Origin of the sequence: Aquaspirillum sp. LM1, assembly GCF_002002905.1 — a bacterium.
Classification (GTDB): Bacteria; Pseudomonadota; Gammaproteobacteria; order Burkholderiales; family Aquaspirillaceae; genus Rivihabitans.
This window is the reverse complement of sequence record NZ_CP019509.1, coordinates 2,948,807-2,973,073: the sequence shown is the minus strand read 5'-3', so window position 1 is coordinate 2,973,073 and position 24,267 is coordinate 2,948,807. Positions and strand designations below refer to the sequence as shown.

Sequence of the window (24,267 nt, the reverse complement as noted above, 5' to 3'; positions counted from 1 at the left end):
ATGGTGCGCAGGCCACCACCGCTGGCCCAACCACAATGGAGACGGCTGTCAGCCAGTTCATCTGCCATGCGCTATACCAGCCTCAACCCGGGAAAAGCCCTGATCTGGCGCATCGTTCATCGCGATAATCTGCCCTGGATTCTGGACCATGGCCTGCACTGCGGAAACAGTGCCATTCATGCCTTGCAGTGGGTGAGCATTGGCCATCCAGAGTTGATCGGCAAACGCGCCACCCATCCCGTGCCATTGCCACCCGGTGGGTTTTTGAACGACTATGTGCCGTTCTACTTCACCCCATTCTCGCCAATGCTGAGCAATATCCATACGGGCAGAGGGGTTCAGAAACGGCAAAATGACGAGATCGTGATTCTGGTCTCCAGCATGCATCATCTGCAGCAGCAAGGTGTGTCGTGTTTGTTTACCGATAGCCATGCCTACTACCAATGGGCACAGTTTTATTCCAACCTCGCCGACCTCGATAAAATTGACTGGCCGCTGTTGCAGCGACGAGATTTTAAACGGGATGCGGATGATCCTGCCAAATTCGAGCGTTACCAGGCTGAAGCGCTGGTTCATCAGCATCTGCCTGTCAATGGATTACTTGGCATCGTGTGCTACACCGAAACACTGAAGCAAGACATTGAACAGGCCGTGCAAATCCGTCAGCTCAATCTGCCGGTGCATGTTCGAACAGGGTGGTATTTCTGATGATTACGTTTACACAAGGTAATTTACTGGAGGCCCGCAGCGAGGCGCTGGTCAACACGGTCAACACCGTGGGCGTCATGGGCAAGGGCATTGCGCTGATGTTCAAAGAGCGCTTTGCTGACAATTTTCGTTTGTACGCCGCTGCATGCAAAGCGCAGCAAGTACAAACCGGCAAGATGTTCATCACCCAGGTCAACGAACTGGAAGGGCCTCGTTGGGTGGTGAACTTTCCCACCAAACAGCACTGGCGCTCACCGTCGCAGTTGAGCTGGGTGGAAGAGGGCTTGCAGGATTTGCGTCGCTTTTTGCTGGAAAACCAGATCAAGTCGATCGCGATTCCTCCACTGGGGGCCGGTCATGGCGGACTGGACTGGGCGGAAGTCAGGCCATGCATTGAAGCAGCGTTGGGTGATCTCGATATCGACATCCTGGTGTTTGAACCCACCAGGCAGTACCAGAATATCGCCAAACGCACAGGCGTTGCACACCTCACGCCCGCACGCGCCTTAATTGCCGAACTGGTGCGGCGCTACTGGGTGCCTGGTATGGAATGCAGCCTGCTGGAAATTCAGAAGCTTGCCTGGTTTCTGGAGCGCAAGATTGCACAGTTTGGCCTGCCATCCCTGGATCTACGCTTTCAAGCGCACAAATATGGGCCATACGCTGACCGTTTGCGCCATCTGCTGACAGGGCTGGATGGCAGCTATCTGCACTGCGAAAAACGTATCAGTGATGCAAGTCCCCTGGATGTGATCTGGTTTGACGATAGCCGCAAAACCGTATTGCAAACCTATCTGAAAACCGAAGCCAGTGAGTACACTCCCGCGCTGGAGGCTAGCGCTACGCTGATTGATGGCTTTGAGTCACCATTTGGCATGGAATTGCTGGCCACGGTAGATTGGCTGTTGTGTCGTAACGGTGTTCCCCCCTCTGTGCCAGCGCTGCGCGAGGGTCTGCGCCATTGGCAAGGCGGCCCCGACGCAGCGGCGCGCAAAGTCCGGCTATTTAACGATCGTGCACTGGAGATTGCGTTGACGCGTTTACGTTACGACGCAGCCAGATCAGCCTGATGCGCCGACAAGGCCCTTCATGATCTCTCCCGCGTGATGTCTTGGCTGCCACACCTGCTGGTGGAGCCATCGGCATGCCGACCATGTAGCAGAAGGCAGGCGTGCAATCGCGGATAGCAAAACAGGCCGCGAAGCAGGGCACGCTGGCACGCCACTGGCAAGATCAACCCTGAAAATGGCAATCCTGCCACTGTCGCCAGGCAGGGGGCCAGGGCAGACTGTGGGTAAGCGGGCCAGGCAGAGCACAGCCTGGCCCGCGTTTCTTAGCGGCGCTTAACGCCCCAACCAGGAGATCACCGTGGCCCTATTACGCCCAGACATCAGCGTTGCGCTGCTGAACGAACGCGGCAAGGAATATCTGCCGGGCTATCTCGGCATTGAAATCACCGAGCTGGCCGCCAGTCAGCTGACCAGCCGCATGCCCATCCAGAAACTGCATATCGCGCCCAATGAATTTCTGCATGCGGCCAGTGTGGTGGCGCTGGCGGACACCAGCTGTGGCTACGCCACCATCGCCCACCTGCCCGAGGGCGCGCAGTCGTTTACCACCATTGAGCTGAAAAGCAATCACCTGGGCACCGTCACCGAAGGCGCGGTGGCCTGCATTGCCACCGCCCAACATCTGGGGCGTACCACTCAGGTGTGGGACGCGGTGGTGACGGACGAAGCCAGCGGACGCAAGCTGGCGCTGTTTCGTTGCACACAGATGATCTTGTGGCCCAGATAAGCGCCTACCACGCCAGCCCCGCTGGTGCGTCCGCACCCCCCTTCCTCGCCCTCAGGAGCCCGACATGTCCCAGACCGCAGCGTTTCCCACCCAGCATGGCGCACACTTCAGCGTCGGCCACCTTGGCCCGTTTGCCGAACTGCTCAACTACCGCTTCAGCGCGCCCGCGCTCAATGGCCGGGAAGTGCCCGGCAAGGTTTTCATCAAGGAAGCCCTGCGCCTGACCGGAGTGGAAATGTCGTACAACTGTTTTCCGCCGGGGTTCAGCATGCCGTTTCTGCACGCCCACCGCGACAACGAAGAGGTGTACCTGTTCCTCAGTGGTCAGGGGGAGTTCATGGTGGATGACGAGGTGTTTGCCGTGGGCGAAGGCTCGGTGGTGCGCGTTGCCCCTGGCGGCTCGCGCGCCTACCGCAACGCTGGCGAGGCACCGATGTATTTTATTGTGTTGCAGGTGAAGGACGGCAGCGAGCCAGCCGGCGGGGTGGCCGATGGCGTGCCTCAGGGCAAACCGCAGTGGCCAGCCGCCTGACGGGGGCTCACGCCGTCAGCAGCGCATCCAGCCGGATATTGGCGATGCGCACAATCTGGGTCAGCGCCTCGGCAAATTCATCTTCCGGCGCGTGCCCCAGCCGCTGGCGCATGGCGGCCAGAATATCTGCCCGGCTCAGGCCTGTGACGGCGATGATGAACGGCCAGCCAAAGCGCTGGCGATAGGCCAGGTTCAGCGCCTGCAACTCGGCAAACTCCGCTGGGCTGCACGCGTTCAGCCCAGCGCCGGCCTGCTCGCGGGCGGAATCCACCGTCAGTTCACCGCGAATGGCCGCCTTGCCGGCCAGCTCCGGGTGGGCGCACATCAGCGCCAGCTGTTCATCGCGGCTGGCGGCCTGCAAGGTGGCGGTGAGCGCGGCGGTGAGCGCGGCGCGGTCGGCAAACGGGCGGCGTGCCCAGGCGCGGCGCATCACCCACGGCGAATGCTCGAACACCGCGCCGACGGCGGCAACAAAATCCTCGCCGTCCAGGGCGGACAGTTGGGCAAGAGTCAAAGAAGCAGGCATATCAGTGGCCAGGCTGTGGTTCATGCTGCTAGCCTACGAACTTGCCCGCCCATTCGGCAAGCGGCGGCGGGATATAATGCTCTTGCCCGTGGCGATATATGACCGCACCGATCCGGGGCAAACGCTTCATTCCGTGGGGTTATGCGCAAACCGCAATAGTCCTCATGCCTCCCCGCCCATCGGCAAGCTCCCTATAATCAGGCGCATCGAACATTGTTTTGCGAAAGCCGCCCATGGGACGCCTGACCACCCACGCCCTTGACACCGCCCACGGCTGCCCGGCAGCCGGCGTTGCCTACACCCTGTACCGGCTTGACGCTGGCGCACGCCAGCCGCTGACCCACGGCCACACCAATGCCGATGGCCGCGCCGACGCGCCGCTGCTGGCCGACGCCGCCCTGCTGGCCGGGGTGTACGAACTGGAATTTGCCGCAGGCGAGTATTTTCGCGGTCGGGGCGTGACCCTGCCCGAGCCGCCGTTTGTCGATGTGGTGTGCCTGCGCTTTGGCGTGGCCGACCCCGCCGGCCACTACCATGTGCCGCTGCTGGTGTCGCCGTGGGCCTACTCCACTTATCGGGGCAGCTGATGGACAGCGGATACTGGCTGGAAATTGCCTCGCTGCTGCTGCGCTGGCTGCACCTGATTGTCGGCATCGCCTGGATTGGCTCGTCGTTTTATTTTGTCTGGCTGGACAACAGCCTGCGCCCGCCGACTGACCCGGCCTTGCGGGAAAAAGGCGTGGGCGGCGAGCTGTGGGCGGTACACGGCGGCGGGTTTTACAACCCACAAAAATACCTGGTGGCCCCCAAGCAACTGCCGGATGAGCTGCATTGGTTCAAGTGGGAATCGTATTCCACCTGGCTGTCGGGCTTTGCCTTGATCAGCGTGCTGTATTACGCCCAGGCCGACAGCTATATGATCGACCCGGCCAAGGCGGCGCTGTCACCTGGCCAGGCGGTGGCGCTGGGCCTGGCCACGCTGGCCGGCGGCTGGCTGGTGTACGACGGTCTGTGCCGACTGCTGATGCGCCGTTCGATTTTGCTGTTTGCCGCGCTGTACTTTGCCTTTGTGGTGGCGGTGGCCTGGGGGCTGACGCACTGGCTGTCGGGCCGGGCGGCGTTTATTCATGTCGGTGCCATGCTGGCCACCACCATGAGCGGCAATGTGTTTTTCTGGATTATCCCCGGCCAGAAAAAAACCGTGGCCGCCATGCGCCGGGGCGACGCGCCCGACCCCATCCACGGCCAGCGCGCCAAGCAACGCAGCGTACACAACAACTACCTCACTTTGCCGGTGTTGTTCTGCATGATCTCCAACCACTACGCGCTGACCTACACCCACCCGCAGGCCTGGCTGGTGCTGGCGCTGATTCTGCTGGCTGGCGTGCTGATCCGGCATTTTTTCAATTTACGCCACCATGGCCGGCTGGCCTGGCGCTACCCGCTGGCGGGTGCCGCGCTGCTGCTGGGGGTGTTTATCTGGCTGGCACCAAAACCCCCCGCCCCAGCCGCGCAAGGCAGCGCACCGGTGCCAACGCTGGCGGAAGTGCGCCCGGTGATTGCCGCGCGCTGCCTGGCCTGCCACGCCAGCGCGCCCACGCTGATGGCTGCCGCGCCAGCCGGGCTGACGCTGGACAGCGACGAAGCGCTGTACGCCCAGCGTCAGCGTGTGGTGGACCAGGCGGTGCGGCTGAAAGCCATGCCGCTGGGCAATGTCACCCAGATGACCGACGCCGAGCGCGCGCTGCTGGCGCGCTGGGCGGCGGGGGGATTTTTGCGCTGAATCAGGCCTGGCCGTTATCCAGCCGTTTTTTGATCGGTGGCACAAACTGGTAATCGATATCCCACGGGAAGTAAATCCACTTGTCCTGGCTGAACTCCTTCACGCACAGGTCCACCACCTCGCGGCCCATTGGCTTGGCGTACAGGGTGGCAAAGTAGGCTTTGGGCAGCAGCTGACGAATCACCTTGGCGGTGTTGCCGGTGTCCACCAGGTCGTCGATCAGCAGATAGCCTTCGCCGTCGTGCTCGATGCCCTTGAGAATGCGCACCTGCTTGCGCTGGGTTTGTGCGCTGTCGTCGTCGCTGGCTTCATAGCTGGCGGCACAAATGGTGTCGATCAGGCGGATTTCCAGCTCGCGCGCCACCAGCGCAGCCGGAATCAGCCCACCACGGGCGATGGCAATAATGCCTTTGAACGGCCCCTTGGCCATCAACTGGTGGCACAGCCGACGGGTATCGCGGTGCAGTTCCGGCCAGGAGATCACCACATCGTCACGGTAGGGGCTGCTGGCAGCGTGTTCCATGCTTCATTCCTCACTCAACAAACCGGCAGTATAGAGGGCAAGCCGAATGAACCAAAGACCCGACCCACATTACCCGCGTGACCTGCGCGGCTATGGCCGCACCCCACCACACGCCCGCTGGCCGGGCCAGGCGCGCATTGCCGTGCAGTTTGTGCTCAATTACGAAGAAGGCGGCGAAAACTGCGTGCTGCACGGCGACGCCGGCAGCGAGCAGTTTCTGTCGGAAATGTTCAACCCGGCCAGCTACCCGGAGCGGCATTTGTCGATGGAATCCCTCTACGAATACGGCTCGCGCGCTGGGGTGTGGCGCATCCTGCGCGAATTCGAGCGCCGTGGCTGGCCGCTGACCGTATTTGCCGTCGGCATGGCCATGCAGCGCCACCCCGAGCTGGCCGCCGCCTGCGTCGAGCTGGGCCATGAAATCGCCTGCCACGGCTGGCGCTGGATTCACTACCAGCACATCGACGAAGCCACCGAGCGCGAACACATGCGCCTGGCGCTGGACACGCTCACCGCGCTCACCGGCCAGCGCCCGCTGGGCTGGTACACCGGCCGCGACAGCCCCAACACCCGCCGGCTGGTGGTGGACGACGGCGGCCTGCTGTACGACTCGGACTACTACGGCGACGACCTGCCGTTCTGGACCGAAGTCACCCGCAGCGACGGCGTGGCCACGCCGCACCTGGTGGTGCCCTACACCCTGGACACCAACGACATGCGCTTTGCCCTGCCGCAGGGCTTCAGCCACGGCGAGCCGTTTTATCAATACCTGAAAGACAGCTTTGACGTGTTGTACGCCGAAGGCGACGAAGCGCCCAAAATGCTGTCGGTGGGCATGCACTGCCGTCTGCTTGGCCGCCCAGGCCGCTTTGCCGCGCTGCGCCGCTTTATGGACTACATCGCCAGCCATGAGCGAGTGTGGGTGTGCCGCCGGGTGGATATTGCCCGCCATTGGTGTGAGGTGCATCCCTATGCGCCGACAGCGCGCTAAGCGCCGCTGAGCACGCGCCACGGCGTGGGGCGGTATCGTCACGCAACAAACAGCGGTCAACGAGATTTCACCGGCGGCACGCTGTGGATGTTTGCCTTGGCCCCCGCCTGCGCGGGGGCGACGCGGTGGTGGGTAAAACACCCGGTGTGGTGCACAGCGATGGTGTGTGTGTGGATAGTGCGATCAGTCGGCTACTCGCAGCATCTGTGCATCCGTGAACGACATTTACCACCCGCCGCACCCCACCGCGTCATTCCCGCGCAGGCAGGAATCCAGACCTCACCACGGCGAGCTGCCGTGACCTTTGCCACGGTGTGGGCCAGTTGCACCAACTAAATTTAATAACCCGCCCGACACGGGCACCTGATTAAACTGAATTGAGGAACACGCCATGAGTCATCCTGTTTCTGCCGCCGTGCGGGTGGCCACCGCTGTAGACTTGCCCGACTGGGCGCGTCGGGGGATCAACCTGGCCGATGCCCGGCTGGGCGCGCGCGCGGTGTGCGCCAGCGACGAATTTTTTGCCCCGCTGGCGCGCATGCTCAACCCGGAACCGGCGGTGTTTGTGCCCGGCCAGTACGATGCCCACGGCAAGTGGATGGACGGCTGGGAAACCCGGCGCAAGCGCGGGCCAGGCCATGACTGGAGCATCATCGGCCTGGCGCGGCGTGGCCGGGTGTTTGGCTTTGACGTGGACACCAGCCATTTCACCGGCAATTACGCCCCGGCCATCGCCATCGAAGCCACCGACTGCCCCAGCGACAACCCCGACGTGCTGGCACACGCCCGCTGGACACCGCTGCTGACTTCCACCAGTCTGCGCGGCGACAGCCACCACCTGCTGGCGGTGGTAGACGACGGGGTGTGGAGCCATCTGCGTGTGCACATCTACCCGGATGGCGGCGTGGCCCGGCTGCGCGTGTATGGCCGCCCGGCGGAAATCAGCGCCGGCCCGGACGGGCTGACCGACCTGGCCGCGCAAATCAACGGCGGTCGCGCGCTGGCCTGGAACGATGCCCACTTTGGCCAGGCGGCCAATCTGCTGGCACCGGGGCGCGGGGTGAATATGGGCGACGGCTGGGAAACCCGCCGCCGACGCGAGCCGGGGCACGACTGGTGCATTATTGAACTGGGCGCGCCGGGGGTGATTGAGCGCATCGAGGTGGACACCGCCCACTTCAAGGGCAATTACCCAGACCGTTTTTCCATGCAGGCGGCGCTTGTGGACGGCGGCACCGACCAATCGGTGATTACCCAGAGCATGTTCTGGCCCACGTTGATTGGCGAAACGTCGCTGTCGATGGACGCCGAGCATGGGTTCCGTGAAGGCATCGCTGCGCTGGGCGTGGTCAGCCATGTGCGCTTTAACATCCATCCGGATGGCGGGGTATCGCGGCTGCGGCTGTGGGGCAAGGTGGCCTGATGAACACGCTCGTTCCCGAAGCATTGACCGCCGCCGCCTTCGCGCCCTTTGGCGAAGTCATCGCGGCTGACGCCGCCGCGCAGTGCCTGTCCATCAACGCCGGCAATACCGCGCGCTACCATGACCTGGCCAGGCTGGATGCCGGCCCGGACGGCAGGCTGATTGTCAGCATTTTTCGCGGCCAGCCGCGCACGCTGCCCTTTGTGGTCAGCATGATGGAACGCCACCCGCTGGGGTCGCAGGCCTTCATGCCACTTGGCCAGCAGCCCTACTTGGTGGTAGTGGCCCGCCCCGGCCCAGCCCCCGGCGCGGACGATCTGCGTGCCTTTCTCGCCCAACCCGGCCAGGGGGTGAACTACGCTCCCGGTGTTTGGCACCATCCGCTGCTGGCGCTCAATGCAATTGGCGATTTTCTGGTGATTGACCGTTCAGGGCCGGGCGATAACTGCGATGAAGTGGGTATTGACCCAGCGGTCAGGCTGAGTCTGGATTAAGAGCCGCTAACAAAACCCCCTGGCGTCGTTGTGCGGCCTTGCCGTACTGCTTGTACTGTCTGCGGCCGCACGCCTAGCCAGGGCCGCTGCGCTGAGTTTTGTTAGCGGCTCTCAGCATGGCGTTAGGCAGGCACATCAGGCAGAACACCAGCAGGCAAACCAGACCGCCCGGACGGCGTAAAATACCGACACCCTCCGCCCTCACCCTGTTTTCCGCCCATGGCCCACACCCTCGCCGCTGCCGTCCATAGCGAACTGCTAATCAAAAAAAGCCGCTTTCTCGGCTGCGTGCAACCCGTCGCCGACCGCGCCAGCGCACAGGCCATCGTGGCCCAGCTGCGCGTCACCCACCCCGGTGCCGCGCACGTCTGCTGGGCCTTGCTCGCCGGCGGACAATCGGCGGCAGTGGATGACGGCGAACCCAGCGGCACCGCTGGCCGCCCCATGCTGGAAGTGCTGCGCCACCAGGATTTCGACGGCGTGCTGGCCAGCGTGGTGCGCTACTACGGCGGCATCCAGCTCGGTGCCGGCGGCCTGCTGCGCGCCTACACCGACAGCATCGCCCAGGCCCTGCGCGACGCCCGCAAGATCCCCATCGTTAAGCAGCGCGAGCTCAGCTGCGAACTGCCCTACGCGCTGGAAGGCCAGCTGCGGCGGGAAATCGAGGCGGTGGGCGCGAACCTGACCCGCATCGAGCACGGCGAGCGGGTAAGCTGTGTTTTCCGGCTGGCGGAAAACGAAGTGCCGGCGTTGATTGCCCGGCTGAATGAGGCAGGGCAGGGGCGAGTGGTTTGGTTGGGGGAGGGGGTTTAGGGGCGGGAGGTGGTGAATGTTGTTGGGTAAATCAAGCTGACCGACAGTCGCCTTTTCGGGAAAAGTGCAAACAGAACGGCAACGGTCCGCGTCCAGTAGCGCACGGAAATTTCCATAAAGCAGTGTTAAAACCCCGTTACAATTGCTTTTTGGTGTTCGGTCGGTGCCGTGGGGGTCATAAACCCCAAAACTCCCTCTATGGGCTTTGTGGACGGTTTCCAACTCATTTGAAGAGTCAAGGGATGAGGCGGATTCAGTGCTTTTTTGCTGAGCCGTACCGTTCGTGGCAACGCGGCTGCAACAAAAATCTGAACGGGCTGATCCGGCAATACTTTCCGAAGGGGACGGATTTCAGGAAGGTGACGCGTGACGAACTGGCGGAAGTAGAAAGAAAATTGAATAATCGCCCCAGAAAGCGGCTGGGCTGGAAGACGCCCAGAATGCTGTTTGAGGGAGTCGAATTATTGAATTGATTTGCCTATTGACTGTTGCGCTTAACTTTTTGAACTCACCCTACAAAGAAAAATTGATATTCAACGGTAAATTTATCTTAATATGTCACAATCGATTTTAACAATGGGGCACATGCTCGACTGCTCAACTTATTCTTCCGCCAAGAAATCGTTGGCAGCGATTTTTGGCATCAATGAGATAGTGCTCATCGGATTCTTGAGGTCAATCGTTGAATCCACAAAAAAACAAAAGCAACAGGCTTCAGGCCCAGAAAAAATTCTGGACCCAAATATCTACCAGGCTTTGTGCGGGCAATTTGGGGAGCCTAAAAATCATACGCATACCAAGTGGTTTCATGGGACAAGAACAGGCGATATAGCATCTTTTAAAACGCAAGGAATTCTTACCAGAAGTCGCGCATTAGAGTTGCTTCGTCCTATTCTGTCAGAGTTGGCCGTAGGCTTGACAAAAACAGGGAAAAACCCTTTTGAGTGGTCATCTTCGGTAAAGAAAGACAATGCCATGCATGATGGGCCGTATGGGTTTCTAATTAAAGACTCTGTCATTAATAAGCACGGCATTTTTCATGACTTTTATAACAGGCCAGAAGCCGTTGAGGAGATTGCTGGTGAGCTTTTAGGAGAAAATTGGGAGCTTCTAATGCAGCGCTTCCAATCCATCACCAAGCCATATGTTGTTTCTTTTTGGGCGGAGGCAGGTGAATCTGAACTAGCTGATGCAGCAACCTATTTATATGATGTAGAAGATGGCAAAGATGGCGAGGATGTTGTCACTGCTTCGGGTAAATCATTCGGCTGCTTCAATTCTTTTGGAGAAATTGTTTGCCCAAGTAGAATTGTGGCTATTGATGATATTCCTCCTGACAAGTGATCTGCCTTCTGGGTTTCTAATGAAAATTGCGTATTAATTTTGCGGTTACTATAAAGCACTCTGAGAGCAGAGCCAGCATGGCTTGGTGTATGAGTCACCCGAACAACTCGGCGTGCGTCCCGCTGCGCACAAAAACAACCAGTCCGTTCTTGCCTGAGTCGTCCAGGGTGTAGATCAGCAGGAAATCGCCGCCGATGTGGCATTCACGATGGCCCGCCCAGTCGCCCGTCAGCGGGTGGTCGAGCCATTCCGGCGGCAGTGGCCCATTGTTGGCGACCAGCAGCATCATGGCCTCTTTTAGCCGGTTCATGTCGTAACGGCCAGAGTGAGACAGGCGCTGCCAGTCTTTAAGAAAAGATTTGGTGTAATCCGATGCGCGCGGGAATGTCGCTCGCTTACTTTCGGCTGGCTTCTTCAAGCGCATTCAGCAAGTCATCTGCAGTGGCAAAGTGTGTGCGGCGGCTGTTGATGATCTCATTGGCCTCAGCGATGGCGACACGGCTGGCGGCGTTTGGTGCCTTGAGCGCAAACGGCAGTTCTTTGTCGGCGGCAACGCGGGTGAGGAACACACGAATGGCATCGGAGAGGGTCAGGCCCATCGAGGCCAGCGTTTCCGTCGCCTGCGCTTTGAGGGTTTCGTCCACGCGGACATGAACCATGGTGGTGGCAGCCATATTGGCCTCCTGATGCGATTGTCTGAGATACAATGTAGCTCAGACAATCCACAATCGCAAGATGAGCACTGCTCTCTCGGTTGGTTGACGCCCCATCGGGATGTTCGAAAAAATGTAACCAGTACATACCGGCCATGATTCACAAAAAAACGGCGCAGCCCCTCTCGTCTGCGCCGTTGTCACTCCCCTATTGATGCTGCTGTGCCGTGCGCTTCCCCTCACACCCGCTTGAACAACGGGCTGCGCACCTGTTGCGCGTCTGCGGCAGAGAAGAACTTCTCGGTGTAAATATCCCGCTCGAACAAGCGTCCCTGCATCAGCGTGGTGATGCACGCTTCGATCATGATTGGCGGGCCGCACAGGTAGGCTTTGTGGCCGCGAAAGTCGTTGTTGAAATGCGCCTTGGCCGCTTCGTGGACAAAGCCGCGAAAGCCAGTCCAGTCGCTGTCGGCGGGTTCGTCGGACAGGGCGGGCTGGTAGGTGAAGTGCGGGTGTTGCGCAGCCAGGTCGAGGAAGTCCTGGTGGTAGTACAGCTCGGCCTGGTGGCGTGCGCCGTATACCAGGGTGATGGGCAGGGGGCTGCCTTGTTCCAGCAGGTCGAGGATCATCGATCTCGGGCTGGACAAGCCGGAGCCACCGGCCATGAACAAGGATGGCAGTTGGGCTGATTTGTGGACGAAAAAACGGCCATACGGGCCAGAGACGGTAATTGGATCGCCTACTTTCAGGTGCTGGTGGATCCAGCTGGTGCCGGCACCGCCGGGGACCAGGCGGATGTTCAGTTCGATTTCATTGCCACGCGAGGGTGCGTTGGCCAGCGAGAAGGCGCGGTGGCCCAGTTCATGGGGCAGGTGCAGGTTCACATACTGGCCGGCCTGAAAATCCAGCGTGGCACCGTGATCCAGGGTGATCCAGATACCCTTGATGGTGGGGGTGAGGGTGTCGATGCGGCTGACTACGCCGGAAAAGTCGCGTACCGGGATGTCGCGGGCGTCTGCGTCGAGGTCCATTTCCACTTCGATGGTCATGTCGGATTCCAGCCGGGCGCAGCAGGCCAGCGCCTTGCCTTCTTCGCGCTCGTAGTCCATCAGGGCAAAGTTGGAGGCGCTGCCGTGGTCCACTTCGCCGTCGGTGATGCACACTTTGCAGGTGGCGCAGTAGCCCTGGCCACAGGCGTGGGGCAGGTAGATGCCGGCGCGCAAGGCGGCGTCGAGAATGGTCTGGCCTTCTTCCACGTCGATGCTGCGCCCAAGCGGTTCGATGGTGAGTTCATAGCTCATGGGGGTCTCCGCAGGGGGATGCGCCCGCGTGCTGTCGGCATGGGCCGCGCACGCACGGGCGAGGTGAGAGATTTAGAGCCGCTAAGGACACGCTGATTTATTCAGAAAAATCGTGTTTGCCAAAAGCAAAATCCAGTAAAATCAAAGTCATGGATTCCCGCCTTCGCGGGAATGACGATTTTTTCAGCGTATCCTTGGCAGCACCTTAGTAACCGCTGCCGGCAATGCCATTCAGGCCGGGGGTAATCAGGCGGATCAGGTCTTTGTGGCCGATGCCGTTGTCGCGCAGGCTTTTGTCCCGGTCGGGGGTGAACGGGGTGCGTCCGTTCAGCCACTGCACGCTGTGCCAGTCAATCTGCGCCCAGTCGGGGTGGTAGCTGAAGCAGCCGGCCATGTGCTGGTCGATGATCTGGGCAAACGGGGTGTCCGGCGGCAGCGCCAGCACAAACGGGCGCGAGAACATCCGGTGTTTTTCCCAGTTGATGTACAGCAGCTGGCGGCCTTGGTAGTTTTCCAGCGCGTCGCGTGACGGAAAATCGTAGTCGGCCAGGGTTTTCAGCAGGGTCATGGCAGTCTCCTCAGTTCTTGGTGGCCTGGTCGCGCCACTGGGCAAAGTTTTTCTGGTCTTCCGAGCCGTTGAAGTCGCCGGAAGCGCGCGGGTCCATCCGCCAGTATTCGCGCATGTGGGTGCCCGGACGGTAATCCGGCGCGTTGACATCCACGCCATCCGGCTCACAATTGCCCTGCAGGCCCTGGTGCGAGGAGATAAAGGTCTGCACGTATTTTTCCGGCTCGTTCTCGAAGATTTCCTGGCAGTGGTCGGAACAGAAATGGTATTTCTCGCCCTGATATTCGGTTTCGCGAAAGCACATTTCCATCGGGTCGCCCGGCTCGTTGAACTTGATGGTGGACACGCACACCTGGCAGTTCATCGGCTGGGTTTGGTTGTTGAAGCGGTTGCCGGCTTTTTCCTGCTGGTCAAAGTATTCCAGCACCGGGCGGTAGTATTGATCGAAGGTGTTGGGGTATTTCTCCGACAGCCAGTCCATTTCGTCTGGCGAGGGAATCCAGGTGTGGAACGGCGTGGCATCCGGCTTCATGTAAAAGCCGATCCAGCTTTGGTGGGTGACGTGTTCTTTTTCTTCGATGGTCTGGGCAAAACACTTGGGAATGGTGATGCCGTAGCGGGCCAGGTCGGTGAACAGCGCCGCGCCGTTTTGTTCAAAGTAAATTTCCCAGGCTTCCTTGAAGCTCATGATGCGCTTGGGCAGCATGTAATCCATCATCATGCCCACTGAGGCCAGCTTGCGCGTACCGCGCCAGGTCCATTTGTCGATCCAGCGCTGGACGATGGGCAGGTTGTCCGGGTCTTGCTCCAGCATGAACTTGATGCATTCCAGGCCCAGGGTCATGTGCCGGGCTTCGTCGGACTGGGCCGAGAAGCCGACGGTCATTGCCGCCATGTCGCCGTTGTAGGCCGCGCCAGAGATAAACGGCACAAACAGGATATTGGTCAGCACGTATTCAAAGGCAAAGCCGATGGCGACCATGAATTCAAACGGGCCGGCGGTGATGGCGTCATCAAAAAACGACTTGCCGTCGGACAAGTACCACATGCGTGATTGCTGGTGGGCAAACTCGTCCATGCCGTGGTAGTACTTGTTGTAGTTGCTGATTGAGTGAATCTGGGTCTGGAAGTGACGGTATTCGTCCACCGCCTGCATCTGGCAAGCCACCCGTGGCCCAGCCCCGGCCATTTGCCGGCCCATCATCGAAAAACCGCGTGCCGCCATCAGCTCCAGCGGCGGGGTGGAGCCCAGAAACAGCTTGAGCACGTTCATGTAGCGCGCGTCGGTGACGGTCAGATGGCCGTTGTTCTGGTTGAAGGCATCCAGAATGGCGTACAGCTTGCGCTCTTTCTCGGCCTGGTATTTCCAGTAGGCGTCCATGGTCAGGCGGAAGGGGTCTTCCCACTTGTCCCAGTCGTGAATCTTGATGCCTTCGTAGCTAGTCTGCGGAAAAACCTTGTCCATCGGCTGGTAGGTGGTGTCCCAGGCCAGGTCGCGGGTCATCAGCGTATAGCGCTCTTTCAGGCCGAGCTTTTTGGCTACTTTCATGTCCATTGTTGTCTCCTTTGTTGCCGAAATCAGGCGTTCCAGCTCAGAGTGAATTCGTCGTCGGTTTCGTCCAGGTGGCCAGAAATGGTGATCAGGTGCAGTTGCAGTTCCTGCAGATCAAAGGCGCGGCCCATTTTGTCTTCTACGGTGGCGCGGCGGATCACCAGCTGGCCGGGTACGTCCACTTTCACCATGGCCGGCTGGTCGCTGACGATGGCACCGGGGTTGTCTTCAACAATCGCCTCGACGATGCAGCGCGATTCTTCGTTTTTCTGAAAAGCAATAAAAGCGTGGGAGGCCATCGATCAAATCCTTTATACGGTCAGGCCGGCTTTGGCGGCGCGGGCGTCAAGTTGCTGAACCACTTCTTGCAGAATGCTGTCGGCTTGATCGGCAAATGCCAGCGTGGCCAGCGGGGCCAGCACACCCTGCGCCCGCTCGCGCCACTGGCGCACCCAGCCAGACAGCCGTGCCTGGTTGTCGGGGTTGTCGGCGGCGGCGGCCTTGATGACGGCATCGACCCATTTGAGGTTCTCGGCGTGCCACTCGCGCTGAAAGCGGGTGAGCATGGAAAACACCGGGCCGTATTCGGCATTGAGCAGGTCGTTGAAATTGCCGTAGATCATCGGGTAGAGCAGGCCATCCAGCACAAAATTGTGGGCAATCAGCAGCTCGAACCAGTCTTTTTCCACCATCAGGTCTTCCACATACTGGCGCAGCGGCTGCCAGTCGGCACCGTGCAGCCAGGCCTGTTTGGCCTCCGTCAGCGCGTCCAGGTCGTTGAACGCCAGGCCCAGACGGGTGAGGTATTGCGCCACGCCCAGCTGGTCCATGGTGGCGTACATGGCCGCCTGGGAAATGGCGATGCCGTAGCTGTAGGCCGACACATAGGAATTGTTGATATTGGCCGCCCAGGCCACATGGCGCAGCGGCAGCAGCACGGTCAGCGCCCGCTGCCGTCCGGCGTCCGGATAGCTGGCGGCCAGGCCGAGTTCGTCCACCAGGCTGAAGTCGGCCTCGGTGGTTTCCTGCATCCGCCCGCGTGCCAGTGTCCACGCGCCGTAGTAAAACTGGCGCGGGTCTTTCAGCGCGTACCAGTCTTTCATGTGGATGGCGGTGTGGCGGGGGTCAAAAATATCGTGAGCCGGGTCCCAGGTGGGGCGGTAGTGGTAGTTTTCCACCGGCTGCAAATCCATTGTCCCTTCCAGGTAGCGCGACGCCGGCTTGTCCGCGCCCATGCGCCGGGCCAGGTGGCCAAAGGTCTGCCGCAGCGGGGTGATGCTGACGGTGCGCAAATCCATTTGCATGCTGTGTCTCCTCTTGTCTTGTCGATTGATCGCGCCGGCTGTTAGCGAAAGCGCTGGTGGGTGGCGTCGCGCAGATTCCACTGCCAGTCGCTGGGCTCGGCGGCTGGCGCAGGCCGGGATGGCAGAAACACCACCTGATGGCTGGCGCAAAATGCGCTGAACGCGGCCTGGGGCAACACCAGCTCGGCGCACAGTTCGGGTTCGCCCACGGCAAATTCAAATTCAACCAAACCGTTGGCATGCTGCTCGATCACCCGGACAAACTTGCGTTCAGGATCGAATGTGGCTGTGGCCATAACACCTCCTGCTTGTCTTTTTCCGATGATTTTCCCCTGCATGCCCGCTAGGGCAGTGATGAAGGGGCAAGCGGTAAAACACTTGCTGTGAGGCGCTATTCAATCAAATACTAAGATATGAGTGAATGCACGTTAGCGCTATTGGCTGGTACTTTTCATGGGATTGTGGATGGTGCAGTGCAGCGCCGGGGCCGCAGGGCGGCATGCGCTGCGTGCCCCATGCGCTGCCGGCTGGGGGCCATGGGGCAGAAGGGTGGGTTGGGATGGCCGTACGCTCAGGGGCATCTGGCTGACCGTGCGCTCGGCGTGGATGACGTCAGGCAGAAAAACCGTATCCTAAAATTGGCACGGTCGAATTTTCCACGCCACCGTCACCCCAGCGGGTCCGCTGCGCGAAAGCGGGCAAACACGCTGACGGCGCTTTCCGGGGTGTCACCATTGGCCAGCTGAAAATGCCGGTCGAGGTGGCGCTCCGAGCCGGGCAACAGGCGGTGGTAAATTTCCTGGCACAGCTGGCGGGCTTTTTGTCCTGGCCAGTCGGCAGGCAGCAGCACTTCCGGCAGTTCCGGATCGCGCAGCAGCAGGCGGCGGTAGTCGTGAATCAGCAAAATGCGCAGCAAGAATGCGCTTTCGTCGTCAATTTCCTGGCTGTTGTCGCCGCGCAGCTGCGCCAGCGCCGGCTGGTAGGCGCTGACAAAGTCGGCGTACACCGTGGCCAGCTTGTCCAGGTTCCACGCGCCGTGCACCATGTCCAGATCGCTGGCGGCGCTGCCGTAGGGGGTGTCGGCAGCGATCAGCGGTTTGAGCTTGCCCAGCACCTCGCCCAGCCCTTCGGCAATCAGCGCGTCAAAGGCGCTGGTCAGGTCGACACCGGGGTGAACAAAACAGTCATTGCCCAGCACGCCAAAGCCCTGCCAGAACAGCGCCCGCTTGAGCTGTTCGCGCTGTTTCGGGCTGAGCTCGCCCACCAGCAGGATCAAGCGCCAGCGGCGGTCCCATTGCGGGGCGCTGGCGGCGTAGATATGCCGTGAGGCTTCTTCAAAGCGGCGCTGGCCAGACGGGGCCAGCAGGTAGTCAGTGCGCCGGCCAGAAGGCTCGCTACGCAGCCATTCTTCTTTGGCCAGACGAAACACCGAGGTGCGGATCAGGCGTTCGTTCAGGTCGAGCGGCTCCAGCAGGCGGATCAGGCTGCCCAGCCAGATGCGGCTGCCACGGGGCACCACGGCGTCGCCAAAGACAGAAATGATCAGCGAGCCTGCCTGTACCCGGCCTTGCTGGCGAAAATCTTCAAGACGTTGCTGGATGGGAGAAAGCACGGGAGGAAGTCTGTGTGGTCAGGCGGGTAAAACCAGAGTTTAACCGGATATGACGGTGCGGGGGGAGGGCGCTGTGCACTGCCGCGGAAACAGTCATTTGGCTTACAAGTAATGCTGATTTGTAAGCTCGGGGTGATGGCGTGGCTTTTTTCGGTTTGGTTTGCGCTGCGGGGCGGGCTTGTCAGGCCGTCGTTTGGTGATCTGTCCGGCTATCCCATCAAACAACGCCGGCCTCATCCTGTCGATCGACGCCTGATCCCTCAGCCGCTGGGACAGATACCGCTTCTGGACCGCGTAATGCTGCTAAGGATACGCTGAAAAAATCGTCATTCCCGCGAAGGCGGGAATCCAGGGTGTTGATTTTGTTTGGTAAACACGATTTTTCTGAATAAATCAGCGCGTCCCTAACAGCGACACGGATATCAGCTGCTACTGGCCTTCTTTATCCATGATTCCGTCTAAAAACACCACAAGTAAAGACGGTGTAAACAGTCTCTGGCTTGTTGGTTGTTGGTAAAACCCAGTCAAGTGCATGATAAAAGCATTCATGCGATTGCCCTGGGCTCATTTCGCGGCAGTGGCCTGAACAGGCGGATTGAGCAGGGTTTCGGCGTATGGATCACGGTCGGATCCGCTACCAAAATCAGCGCCCAATACTGTGGTAAACCCAGTCAGCAAAATCAGTTGCTGCCTCGCGGGTGATTTCGTGGCCCATTTTGTACTGCTGCAGACGGAATGGAATGCCATGTTCCCGAAGCAGCGCAGCGCTTTTTTCGGCCCAGAAATAGGGCAGCCGGTCATCGTTTTCACCATGGATGATCAGCGCAGAAAGGTGCTTCAGATCTCCCGCCGGGGCAATGAGGGGGCCAATTTCCGGGAGAATGCGCCCGGAAAGCAGGGCGAAGCCACGGACGCATTGGGGGGCGGTCAGCGCGAGGCTGGCCGACATGATGCCCCCCTGGCTAAATCCGGCAATCAGTGTTTGCGCTGCGGTCATGCCATAACGCAATTGCAGTTCGGGAATGAACTGAACGAGCTTTTGCCGGCTGGCTTCAGCGGCGGCGGCGTCGATTTTGGGCCCCTCGGCGGTGAAACTCACCGAGAAGGCTGAATACGCGCCTGGGGCCATGGCCAAAGGGGAACGCACCACAACAACAGCCATATGTTCAGCAATGCTGCTTGCCAGACCGAGCATGGCGTTCTCATGACCCAGTGCGCGGCAAGCCCCGCCGTTCAGGGCGGGGAAGAAGGATGGCGCGGACGGCGTAGCCGTCCTTGCCGTCGATGGGGGTGGGCTGTATAAAATACCGGTATGCAACGCCTTCAAGCCTACAAATACGAACTGATGCCGACCGGCCAACAGCAGCGCGACATGCGCCGCTTCGCTGGCTCGTGCCGCTTCGTGTTCAACAAGGCATTGGCCTTGCAAAAGGAGCGTTACGAGCAAGGCAAGAAGAAGCTCGGCTACGCAGGGCTGTGCAAGCTGCTCACCGAGTGGCGCCACAGCGCGGAGACAGCATGGCTGGCGGATGCGCCCGTTCATCCGCTGCAGCAGACGCTCAAGGACCTGGAACGGGCCTACACCAACTTCTTCGCCAAGCGGGCCGACTTCCCGCGTTTCAGGAAGAAGGGCCAGTCCGACAGCTTTCGCTATCCCGACCCGAAACAGATCAAGCTCGATCAGGCCAACAGCCGAATCTTCCTGCCCAAGCTCGGCTGGCTGCGCTACCGCAACAGCCGCGAGGTGCTGGGCGCGGTGAAGAACATCACCGTGAGCCAGTCCTGCGGCAAATGGTTCGTGTCGATCCAGACCGAACGCGAGGTCGAGCAGCCGATACCCACCGGAGGCTCAGTCGGCATCGACATGGGCATTGCACGGTTCGCCACGCTCTCGGATGGCGCGTTCTACGCGCCGCTCAACAGCTTCAGGCGGCACGAAGCCCGCTTGCGCAAAGCGCAGCAGGCCATGAGCCGCAAGACCAAATTCAGCTGCAACTGGAAGAGGGCGAAAGCCCGCGTCCAGCGCATCCATTCCCGCATCGGCAACGCCCGCCGCGATTATCTGCACAAAGCCACGACCACGATCAGCCAAAACCACGCGATGGTGTGTATCGAGGACTTGCAGGTGAGGAACATGTCCAAATCGTCGGCAGGCAGCCCCGAAAAGCCGGGGAAGCAGGTTCGGGCCAAGTCCGGGCTGAACAAGTCCATCCTCGATCAAGGCTGGTTCGAATTCCGTCGCCAACTGGACTACAAGCTGGCGTGGAACGGCGGGCATCTCATTGCCGTGCCGGCGCAGAACACCAGCCGAACGTGTCCATGTTGCGGCCATGTGTCGGCGGCGAATCGCCAGACGCAAGCCAGGTTCGAGTGTGTGGCGTGTGGTTTCGAGGAAAACGCCGATGTGGTCGGCGCGATCAACGTATTAAGGGCGGGACACGCCCGGTTAGCCTGTGAAGTGAGCGGTGCGGTCATGCCGCCAGCAGCAGGAACCCGCCGAAGCGACTTATGCCAGCTTGATGCCGAGATGAGCGCCGTAGGAATCCCCCGACTTTAGGCGGGGGAGGATGTCAAGCAGCCGGAAAAACATAATGGCCCGTCACCGTCGGCGCGCATTGTCACTCCAGCTGTCCAGCTCGCCGCATCGCCATGCTCACAGCGCTGGAGGCGCAGACTTGGTGCGACAGCCAGCAAACATATCCAGCTCGCGCTGATACAGCGCGGTGCTCACGCCCATCAGGCCCAGCACGCTGTGGAACAGGTTGTCCTGGCTGTAGCGTGCCTGGCGTTGCTGTTGCAGACAGCTCAGCCCCAGTCCGCTGCTGCGCTGCCAGCCGGGAGAAAACCACGCCAGCATCGGAATGTGCTTTTGCGCATCCGGGGCAAGCAGGTAGGGGGTGGCGTGCAGGTACATGCCGTTTTCACCCAGCGATTCGCCGTGGTCGGACAGATACACCAGGCTGCTGTCCACGTTGGGCTGCGCCTCCAGGGTGCGGATGACTTCACTCAAAAAGAAATCGGTGTAAAGAATGGTGTTGTCGAAGGCATGGATGATGTCTTCGCGGTTGCACTGCTGCAGCTCGCTGGTGCGACACACCGGTTTGAACTGTTCGAATCGTTCTGGATAGCGCTTGTAGTACGCCGGACCGTGGCTGCCTTTCTGGTGCAGCACAATCACCGCATCACGCTTGAGCTGGCTGAGCCGCTCCGGCAGGCCGTCGATCAGGATTTCATCAAAACACTCGCCGTCCTTGCAATATTTCGGGTGTTGCTCGTCGTAGCGCATGTCGCGCTCCACCCGGTTGCACACTTCCTTGCAGCCCGAGTTGTTGTCACGCCACCACACCGTCAGCCCGGCGCGCTGCAGCACGTCCAGCAGGTTTTCCTGATGGCGGGCGCGGTCGGTGTCGAATTGTTCGCGCGGCAGGGCGGAGAACATGCACGGCACCGATACGGCGGTTTCGGTGCCGCATGACCAGGTGTTCGGGTAGTTGACAATGTCGCTGCGCCGGGACAACTGCGGATTGGTTGGCTGAGCGTAGCCATTCAGGGCAAAGTGGTCGGCGCGGGCGGTTTCGCCCACCACCAGCACCAGCACCCTGGGCTTGTCGTGTGCCGGAGCAGCCTTGGCGTCCAGGCCAATTGGCTGCAGCGGCTGAGCCTTGGCGTTGACCCGGCGCAGGTAGGAAGAGGTGGCCTGCAGGTAGTTCAGCGGGGTGAGGGCAAAGCGCAGCTCGCGGTGGTTGCGAAACAGCGAGGCAAAATCCTGATACCCCACCGCTGCAATGGCCACTAGCACACTGCTGGCCACGCCCAACTGCACCAGCCGGCGGCCCAGCATGCGCCAGCCGGGACGGTAGGCCACCGGCAGCCGCCAGATCAGCCAGCAGGGCAGCACGCCCAGCAGCAGCACAGTCAGCGCCATGCGCACGGTCAGCAGGTCGCGTACTTCAGCCCCGTCGGTTTGCAGCGCATTGCGCACCATGTCCTGGTCAATCAGCACGCCGTACTGGTTCATGAAGTAGCTGATGGCGGCGGTGGCGAGCAATAGCAGGCCGAGCAGTGGCTTGCCGATGCGCGGCCAGATCAGCAGCAGCAGCACCCAGTAGAAAAACGTGGTAACCAGCGCAAACGCCAGGCCGAGCATTTTCAGGCCATGGCCGTCCAGCGGGCTGACAATATCGAGCAGGCGTTGCCAGAACGGCAGATTGAAGGCCAGCACCAGGCCCACTGCGGCAAGCAGGGCCAGGCGTTCCGGCGAAACCGGGCGGAGTGCTTTCATGGGTTCCATTCAGGTCAGCAGGGCCTGCGCATCAGGCAGGCCGGATTGGGGCAGCCATGGAGTAAAGCGCGCCAAGCTTAATGCTGACTTAACACTCGCCAGGAAGATGCAGAACGGGAAAGAAACCTCCCCTGAAAACGGAACGGGCTATCAGCCCGGATGGCATTGCCGCCAGTGGTGCAGCAGCGGCTCAAGCTCGTTAAGGCTGCGCAACACCTGCCAGCGCCCGGCAGATGTTTTGACCGTCTGGCAGCCGGCACCGCCCACCCACAGGGTGACGCGATCGGGCAGCAGGCTGCGCAGGCTGTCGAGGGTGTCGAGCGGGTTGCCGTCGTATGACTGGGAAAAAGACAGCGCCAGAATATCCACCTGATGCTTGCGGGCGGCCTGGGCAATGTCGGTCAGCGGCATTTCGGCACCAAAGGCCAGCACATCGCAGGCGGCCAGACGCAGCAGCGCTTCGGCCATCAGCAAACCCAGCACATGTTGTTCGCCAGGGCAGGTGGTCAGCATCACCCTGGGCTGGGCTGGCGGCGCGCTGAGCACCGACAGGGTTTCCCGCAAAATCCGCGTGACCTGCTCGGTGTACAGGTGCTCTTCGTGGATTTCAACCACCCCGCGCATCCATAATTCCCCCACCAGCTGATTGGCGGCGGGCAGGAAATCACAGACAAAGTGGCGCAGGCCCTGGCCGTGTAGCTGGCTTTGCAGCTCATCGCGAATGGCGTGGCCGTCCTGGCTTTTCAGCAGGCTTTCCAGTCGGGCGCACACGGCAGGGGGATTGGCGCGCGGGCGGCGGGCCTCGCTCAGTTCTGCCAGCGCTTCCGGGCTGAGGTGAATGATCTTGCCGGGGCGAAAGCCCTGGTCCATCAGCCGGCGCACGGTGCGCAGCTTGTCCACCTGATCGCGCGGATACACCCGGTCGCCCTGGGCGTCGCGGCCCGGCTGGGGAAAGCCATAACGCCGTTCCCACATGCGCAGCAAATCCTTGGGGATGCCGGTTTCCCGCTCCACCACGCTGATGGGCAGGCCACTGGCAGGCTGGGGCTGTCCGGCTTGGGTCATGGGAGGGCTTCCTGTATGGGCGGTGAATCACAAACTATCGGCGCATATTATGCCATATCAGCATGTAATCGTCGGAGAATGCCAAGACGCAGCGTGTGTGGCCGGCCAGGGCCAGCCCGCGCCAGGCGGCGGGAACTCGCCAGCCCACGCGCGGGGTCGTAAACTGACCGGCGCATGTCGCGGTGAGGCCAAATCCATGACGGCCACGCGCAGGGGTGAATCTGAAAGGGATCAATCGCATGACAATCCGTGTTTTTTGGGGCGCGCTTAGCCTGCTGGCGGCGCTGACCAGCCTGCCGGCGCAGGCGCTGGACCTGGGCAATCTGGCCGGCGGGCTGATTGAGCTGACCAAGGCGGCCACGCTGACCGACAGCGACGCCAAGGCGCTGGCATTTGAAGCCTCGCGCTATCAGGACAGCAAGCACCAGGTGGCACCGGCCACACATCCGTATGCCCAGCGCTTGTCGCGCATGGTGCGCGGCTTGCAGCAGGAAGATGGGCTGGTGCTGAATTTCAAGGTGTACCTGACCCCGGAGCTCAACGCCTTTGCCATGGCCGACGGCACGGTGCGGGTTTACAGCGGCTTGCTGGACAAAATGCAGGATGACGAGGTGCGCTTTGTCATCGGCCATGAAATTGGCCATGTAAAGCTGGGTCACTCGAAAAAAGCCATGCAGGTGGCTTACGCTGCGTCAGGCGTGCGCGGGCTGGCCGCCGGCAGTGGCTATCAGACCATCGCCCAGCTTAGCGCCTCGGCGATTGGCGGGCTGGCCGAAGTACTGGTCAATGCCCAGTTCTCGCAATCACAGGAAAACGCCGCCGACCTGTACGCGGTGGATTTCATGCGCCGGCACGGCTATCCACCTGCGGCGGCGGTGTCGGCCTTGCGCAAGCTGCAGGCGCTGGGCGGTGATTCAGCCAGCATGCTGTCGTCGCACCCGGCGTCGGCAGACCGCGTCAGCCGGGTGGAAGCCGCGCTGAAAGCACGGTAGTCCT

28 protein-coding genes are annotated in these 24,267 nt (G+C 60.9%); 14 read left to right on the top strand and 14 right to left on the bottom strand.

What is annotated here, in order from left to right:
• Nucleotides 1-66: 66 nt before the first annotated feature.
• From BXU06_RS12780 to BXU06_RS12765, 4 genes are all read left to right on the top strand, one after another.
• Entirely contained in the window at nt 67-708 is a 642-nt protein-coding gene (locus BXU06_RS12780) for a DUF4433 domain-containing protein (RefSeq protein ID WP_077300276.1), read from the top strand.
• Nucleotides 696-1,778: a macro domain-containing protein gene (locus tag BXU06_RS12775; protein WP_216352472.1), complete on the top strand. Its 1,083-nt coding sequence runs from the start codon at nt 696-698 to the stop codon at nt 1,776-1,778. The genes BXU06_RS12780 and BXU06_RS12775 overlap by 13 nt, the downstream gene beginning before the upstream one ends.
• A gap of 298 nt (nt 1,779-2,076) precedes the next feature.
• A complete protein-coding gene (locus BXU06_RS12770) occupies nt 2,077-2,505 on the top strand; it encodes a PaaI family thioesterase (RefSeq protein WP_077300270.1) in 429 nt (142 codons plus the stop codon).
• Nucleotides 2,506-2,569: 64 nt separating this feature from the next.
• Nucleotides 2,570-3,037 carry a cupin domain-containing protein gene (locus BXU06_RS12765; protein WP_077300267.1) on the top strand — a complete coding sequence of 156 codons (468 nt, stop codon included), beginning with the start codon at nt 2,570-2,572 and terminating at the stop codon, nt 3,035-3,037.
• A gap of 7 nt (nt 3,038-3,044) precedes the next feature.
• On the opposite strand, the gene uraD is transcribed toward BXU06_RS12765, so the two are convergent.
• On the bottom strand, nt 3,045-3,563 hold the full coding sequence (uraD, locus tag BXU06_RS12760; RefSeq protein WP_077302872.1) for a 2-oxo-4-hydroxy-4-carboxy-5-ureidoimidazoline decarboxylase: 519 nt from the start codon (nt 3,561-3,563) through the stop codon (nt 3,045-3,047).
• Nucleotides 3,564-3,796: 233 nt separating this feature from the next.
• Here uraD and uraH point away from each other — a divergent pair, with 233 nt between their 5' ends.
• Both uraH and BXU06_RS12750 read left to right on the top strand, forming a co-directional pair.
• Nucleotides 3,797-4,150: a hydroxyisourate hydrolase gene (gene uraH, locus BXU06_RS12755; RefSeq protein ID WP_077300264.1), complete on the top strand. Its 354-nt coding sequence runs from the start codon at nt 3,797-3,799 to the stop codon at nt 4,148-4,150.
• Complete coding sequence (locus tag BXU06_RS12750; RefSeq protein WP_077300261.1) at nt 4,150-5,346, top strand: urate hydroxylase PuuD; 1,197 nt, start codon at nt 4,150-4,152, stop codon at nt 5,344-5,346. Before uraH ends, BXU06_RS12750 begins: the two co-directional genes overlap by 1 nt.
• 1 nt (nt 5,347) lies before the next feature.
• On the opposite strand, the gene gpt is transcribed toward BXU06_RS12750, so the two are convergent.
• The gene (gpt, locus tag BXU06_RS12745) at nt 5,348-5,869 is read right to left on the bottom strand and encodes a xanthine phosphoribosyltransferase (RefSeq protein ID WP_077300258.1); all 522 of its coding nucleotides are present in this window, start codon (nt 5,867-5,869) and stop codon (nt 5,348-5,350) included.
• Between the two features lie 46 nt (nt 5,870-5,915).
• Here gpt and puuE point away from each other — a divergent pair, with 46 nt between their 5' ends.
• The 6 genes from puuE (at nt 5,916) to BXU06_RS17465 (ending at nt 10,934) form a co-directional block, all read left to right on the top strand.
• Nucleotides 5,916-6,860: an allantoinase PuuE gene (puuE, locus tag BXU06_RS12740; protein WP_077300255.1), complete on the top strand. Its 945-nt coding sequence runs from the start codon at nt 5,916-5,918 to the stop codon at nt 6,858-6,860.
• 391 nt (nt 6,861-7,251) lie between these two features.
• Nucleotides 7,252-8,283 (top strand): allantoicase, encoded by a 1,032-nt coding sequence (gene alc / locus BXU06_RS12735; RefSeq protein ID WP_077300252.1) that lies wholly within the window; start codon nt 7,252-7,254, stop codon nt 8,281-8,283.
• Complete coding sequence (locus tag BXU06_RS12730; RefSeq protein WP_077300249.1) at nt 8,283-8,777, top strand: ureidoglycolate lyase; 495 nt, start codon at nt 8,283-8,285, stop codon at nt 8,775-8,777. The genes alc and BXU06_RS12730 overlap by 1 nt, the downstream gene beginning before the upstream one ends.
• Nucleotides 8,778-8,996: 219 nt before the next feature.
• Nucleotides 8,997-9,590 (top strand): YigZ family protein, encoded by a 594-nt coding sequence (locus BXU06_RS12725; RefSeq protein ID WP_077300247.1) that lies wholly within the window; start codon nt 8,997-8,999, stop codon nt 9,588-9,590.
• Between the two features lie 242 nt (nt 9,591-9,832).
• Nucleotides 9,833-10,063 carry an IS30 family transposase gene (locus BXU06_RS12720; protein ID WP_077300244.1) on the top strand — a complete coding sequence of 77 codons (231 nt, stop codon included), beginning with the start codon at nt 9,833-9,835 and terminating at the stop codon, nt 10,061-10,063.
• Nucleotides 10,064-10,145: 82 nt separating this feature from the next.
• On the top strand, nt 10,146-10,934 hold the full coding sequence (locus BXU06_RS17465; protein ID WP_150125198.1) for a hypothetical protein: 789 nt from the start codon (nt 10,146-10,148) through the stop codon (nt 10,932-10,934).
• Nucleotides 10,935-11,028: 94 nt separating this feature from the next.
• On the opposite strand, the gene BXU06_RS12715 is transcribed toward BXU06_RS17465, so the two are convergent.
• The 10 genes from BXU06_RS12715 to BXU06_RS12670 form a co-directional block, all read right to left on the bottom strand.
• The gene (locus BXU06_RS12715) at nt 11,029-11,358 is read right to left on the bottom strand and encodes a type II toxin-antitoxin system YafQ family toxin (protein WP_077300241.1); all 330 of its coding nucleotides are present in this window, start codon (nt 11,356-11,358) and stop codon (nt 11,029-11,031) included.
• A complete protein-coding gene (locus BXU06_RS12710) occupies nt 11,330-11,608 on the bottom strand; it encodes a type II toxin-antitoxin system RelB/DinJ family antitoxin (protein WP_077300238.1) in 279 nt (92 codons plus the stop codon). The genes BXU06_RS12715 and BXU06_RS12710 overlap by 29 nt, the downstream gene beginning before the upstream one ends.
• 218 nt (nt 11,609-11,826) lie before the next feature.
• Nucleotides 11,827-12,888: an NADH:ubiquinone reductase (Na(+)-transporting) subunit F gene (locus BXU06_RS12705; RefSeq protein WP_077300235.1), complete on the bottom strand. Its 1,062-nt coding sequence runs from the start codon at nt 12,886-12,888 to the stop codon at nt 11,827-11,829.
• A 205-nt stretch (nt 12,889-13,093) separates the two neighbouring features.
• Nucleotides 13,094-13,456, bottom strand: a complete 363-nt coding sequence (locus tag BXU06_RS12700) for a phenol hydroxylase subunit P4 (RefSeq protein ID WP_077300232.1) — start codon at nt 13,454-13,456, stop codon at nt 13,094-13,096.
• A 10-nt stretch (nt 13,457-13,466) separates the two neighbouring features.
• On the bottom strand, nt 13,467-15,011 hold the full coding sequence (locus BXU06_RS12695) for a YHS domain-containing protein (RefSeq protein WP_077300229.1): 1,545 nt from the start codon (nt 15,009-15,011) through the stop codon (nt 13,467-13,469).
• A 23-nt stretch (nt 15,012-15,034) separates the two neighbouring features.
• Nucleotides 15,035-15,307: an MmoB/DmpM family protein gene (locus BXU06_RS12690; RefSeq protein ID WP_077300226.1), complete on the bottom strand. Its 273-nt coding sequence runs from the start codon at nt 15,305-15,307 to the stop codon at nt 15,035-15,037.
• Between the two features lie 12 nt (nt 15,308-15,319).
• Nucleotides 15,320-16,312: a phenol hydroxylase gene (locus BXU06_RS12685; RefSeq protein ID WP_077300223.1), complete on the bottom strand. Its 993-nt coding sequence runs from the start codon at nt 16,310-16,312 to the stop codon at nt 15,320-15,322.
• A gap of 41 nt (nt 16,313-16,353) precedes the next feature.
• Nucleotides 16,354-16,608 carry a phenol hydroxylase subunit gene (locus BXU06_RS12680; protein ID WP_077300220.1) on the bottom strand — a complete coding sequence of 85 codons (255 nt, stop codon included), beginning with the start codon at nt 16,606-16,608 and terminating at the stop codon, nt 16,354-16,356.
• Between the two features lie 371 nt (nt 16,609-16,979).
• Nucleotides 16,980-17,924 carry a phenylacetic acid degradation operon negative regulatory protein PaaX gene (gene paaX / locus BXU06_RS12675; RefSeq protein ID WP_077300218.1) on the bottom strand — a complete coding sequence of 315 codons (945 nt, stop codon included), beginning with the start codon at nt 17,922-17,924 and terminating at the stop codon, nt 16,980-16,982.
• A gap of 643 nt (nt 17,925-18,567) precedes the next feature.
• Nucleotides 18,568-19,119, bottom strand: coding sequence for an alpha/beta hydrolase (locus BXU06_RS12670; protein ID WP_077300215.1), 552 nt, complete (start codon nt 19,117-19,119; stop codon nt 18,568-18,570).
• Between the two features lie 117 nt (nt 19,120-19,236).
• Between BXU06_RS12670 and BXU06_RS12665 the strand changes: the two genes are divergently transcribed.
• Entirely contained in the window at nt 19,237-20,481 is a 1,245-nt protein-coding gene (locus tag BXU06_RS12665; protein WP_077300212.1) for an RNA-guided endonuclease TnpB family protein, read from the top strand.
• A 96-nt stretch (nt 20,482-20,577) separates the two neighbouring features.
• Here the strand turns inward: BXU06_RS12665 and BXU06_RS12660 are convergent, their stop codons facing one another.
• Nucleotides 20,578-22,206, bottom strand: coding sequence for a phosphoethanolamine transferase (locus BXU06_RS12660; protein WP_077300209.1), 1,629 nt, complete (start codon nt 22,204-22,206; stop codon nt 20,578-20,580).
• A gap of 150 nt (nt 22,207-22,356) precedes the next feature.
• Nucleotides 22,357-23,271 carry a MerR family transcriptional regulator gene (locus tag BXU06_RS12655; protein ID WP_077300206.1) on the bottom strand — a complete coding sequence of 305 codons (915 nt, stop codon included), beginning with the start codon at nt 23,269-23,271 and terminating at the stop codon, nt 22,357-22,359.
• A 239-nt stretch (nt 23,272-23,510) separates the two neighbouring features.
• On the opposite strand from BXU06_RS12655, the gene BXU06_RS12650 reads away from it, so the two are divergent.
• Nucleotides 23,511-24,263: a M48 family metallopeptidase gene (locus BXU06_RS12650; protein ID WP_077300203.1), complete on the top strand. Its 753-nt coding sequence runs from the start codon at nt 23,511-23,513 to the stop codon at nt 24,261-24,263.
• Nucleotides 24,264-24,267 lie beyond the last annotated feature (4 nt).

Excerpts from the sequence above, each read along its gene's own strand:
- BXU06_RS12780 (WP_077300276.1), top strand. The coding sequence starts at position 67 with ATGCGCTATACCAGCCTCAACCCGGGAAAAGCCCTGATCTGGCGCATC.
- BXU06_RS12765 (WP_077300267.1), top strand. The coding sequence starts at position 2,570 with ATGTCCCAGACCGCAGCGTTTCCCACCCAGCATGGCGCACACTTCAGC.
- uraD (WP_077302872.1), bottom strand. The coding sequence starts at position 3,563 with ATGCCTGCTTCTTTGACTCTTGCCCAACTGTCCGCCCTGGACGGCGAG.
- uraH (WP_077300264.1), top strand. The coding sequence starts at position 3,797 with ATGGGACGCCTGACCACCCACGCCCTTGACACCGCCCACGGCTGCCCG.
- BXU06_RS12750 (WP_077300261.1), top strand. The coding sequence starts at position 4,150 with ATGGACAGCGGATACTGGCTGGAAATTGCCTCGCTGCTGCTGCGCTGG.
- gpt (WP_077300258.1), bottom strand. The coding sequence starts at position 5,869 with ATGGAACACGCTGCCAGCAGCCCCTACCGTGACGATGTGGTGATCTCC.
- puuE (WP_077300255.1), top strand. The coding sequence starts at position 5,916 with ATGAACCAAAGACCCGACCCACATTACCCGCGTGACCTGCGCGGCTAT.
- alc (WP_077300252.1), top strand. The coding sequence starts at position 7,252 with ATGAGTCATCCTGTTTCTGCCGCCGTGCGGGTGGCCACCGCTGTAGAC.
- BXU06_RS12730 (WP_077300249.1), top strand. The coding sequence starts at position 8,283 with ATGAACACGCTCGTTCCCGAAGCATTGACCGCCGCCGCCTTCGCGCCC.
- BXU06_RS12725 (WP_077300247.1), top strand. The coding sequence starts at position 8,997 with ATGGCCCACACCCTCGCCGCTGCCGTCCATAGCGAACTGCTAATCAAA.
- BXU06_RS12720 (WP_077300244.1), top strand. The coding sequence starts at position 9,833 with ATGAGGCGGATTCAGTGCTTTTTTGCTGAGCCGTACCGTTCGTGGCAA.
- BXU06_RS17465 (WP_150125198.1), top strand. The coding sequence starts at position 10,146 with ATGTCACAATCGATTTTAACAATGGGGCACATGCTCGACTGCTCAACT.
- BXU06_RS12715 (WP_077300241.1), bottom strand. The coding sequence starts at position 11,358 with ATGCGCTTGAAGAAGCCAGCCGAAAGTAAGCGAGCGACATTCCCGCGC.
- BXU06_RS12710 (WP_077300238.1), bottom strand. The coding sequence starts at position 11,608 with ATGGCTGCCACCACCATGGTTCATGTCCGCGTGGACGAAACCCTCAAA.
- BXU06_RS12705 (WP_077300235.1), bottom strand. The coding sequence starts at position 12,888 with ATGAGCTATGAACTCACCATCGAACCGCTTGGGCGCAGCATCGACGTG.
- BXU06_RS12700 (WP_077300232.1), bottom strand. The coding sequence starts at position 13,456 with ATGACCCTGCTGAAAACCCTGGCCGACTACGATTTTCCGTCACGCGAC.
- BXU06_RS12695 (WP_077300229.1), bottom strand. The coding sequence starts at position 15,011 with ATGGACATGAAAGTAGCCAAAAAGCTCGGCCTGAAAGAGCGCTATACG.
- BXU06_RS12690 (WP_077300226.1), bottom strand. The coding sequence starts at position 15,307 with ATGGCCTCCCACGCTTTTATTGCTTTTCAGAAAAACGAAGAATCGCGC.
- BXU06_RS12685 (WP_077300223.1), bottom strand. The coding sequence starts at position 16,312 with ATGCAAATGGATTTGCGCACCGTCAGCATCACCCCGCTGCGGCAGACC.
- BXU06_RS12680 (WP_077300220.1), bottom strand. The coding sequence starts at position 16,608 with ATGGCCACAGCCACATTCGATCCTGAACGCAAGTTTGTCCGGGTGATC.
- BXU06_RS12670 (WP_077300215.1), bottom strand. The coding sequence starts at position 19,119 with ATGCTCGGTCTGGCAAGCAGCATTGCTGAACATATGGCTGTTGTTGTG.
- BXU06_RS12665 (WP_077300212.1), top strand. The coding sequence starts at position 19,237 with ATGCAACGCCTTCAAGCCTACAAATACGAACTGATGCCGACCGGCCAA.
- BXU06_RS12660 (WP_077300209.1), bottom strand. The coding sequence starts at position 22,206 with ATGAAAGCACTCCGCCCGGTTTCGCCGGAACGCCTGGCCCTGCTTGCC.
- BXU06_RS12655 (WP_077300206.1), bottom strand. The coding sequence starts at position 23,271 with ATGACCCAAGCCGGACAGCCCCAGCCTGCCAGTGGCCTGCCCATCAGC.
- BXU06_RS12650 (WP_077300203.1), top strand. The coding sequence starts at position 23,511 with ATGACAATCCGTGTTTTTTGGGGCGCGCTTAGCCTGCTGGCGGCGCTG.